General features: G+C 44.4%; 1 pseudogene. It reads right to left on the bottom strand.

Annotated elements, in window-relative coordinates:
* A pseudogene (locus tag QUB24_RS33300) lies at positions 1–610 on the bottom strand (hypothetical protein); the annotation flags it as partial.
* Positions 611–797: the final 187 nt, after the last annotated feature.

The following is a 797-nucleotide window of genomic DNA, read 5'->3' as shown; positions in this document are numbered from 1 at the left end:
TCCTTGCCCATTCAAAGGGAAAAGCCTCACGGGTGTAAACTTCCAAGGATGCCTTATAAGCCGCGATCGCCAGTTCCGAATTCTCAGCTTTTTCCCCTCTGATTCTCTCCCAGTAGGCATTCCCCAAATTATTTTGACTCCTTGCCCATTCAAAGGGAAAAGCCTCACGGGTGTAAACTTCCAAGGATGCCTTATAAGCCGCGATCGCCAGTTCCAAATTTTCAGCTTTTCCCCCTCTAATTCTGTCGTAATATTTTATCCCCAGACTGTTTTGAAACATGGCCCAATTTTTCGAGTCAGCTTTGCGAGTAATAATAGTTAACCCAATCTCCAAACAAGCGATCGCCACCTCTAAATTACTTGCCCGACTGCCTTGCCGCAGACTATAAAAACCAAGATTAAAGTTGAATAAATTAATAGCACAATTGAAAGCTTCTTCACCCTGCAACCTTGCCAGAGTTTGAGTTGCCCAGTCTCGCCGCAAAAATTGGGCAAAACCCTCGTCTATCAACTCTAAATTAGCCTGCATAATGCCCATTCTTTCCTCACGATCGTAGGTGAGGAGAGAATCAATCAAATTTTGATAAGCTTGTTGGCGTTGTTCGTCCATATCGGGTGGCGGGGGATTGGGCGGGGTAATTATGATTGGTGATTCTATTATATAGAGAACGCGGGTAGTTTGTTAGTGCGATTTCTCAGTCTTGTTTGTGAGTCCACAATCTTTCGATCCCCCCTAACCCCCCTTAATAAGGGGGGGACAAGAGTTAGGTTTAATATTGTTTGTGAGTCCACAATCT

This window comes from Microcoleus sp. B9-D4, from assembly GCF_036705105.1.
In the GTDB taxonomy this organism is placed as follows: domain Bacteria; phylum Cyanobacteriota; class Cyanobacteriia; order Cyanobacteriales; family Microcoleaceae; genus Microcoleus.
The sequence above is the reverse complement of the archived record's forward strand: the minus strand, read 5'-3'. Positions and strand labels throughout refer to the sequence as shown.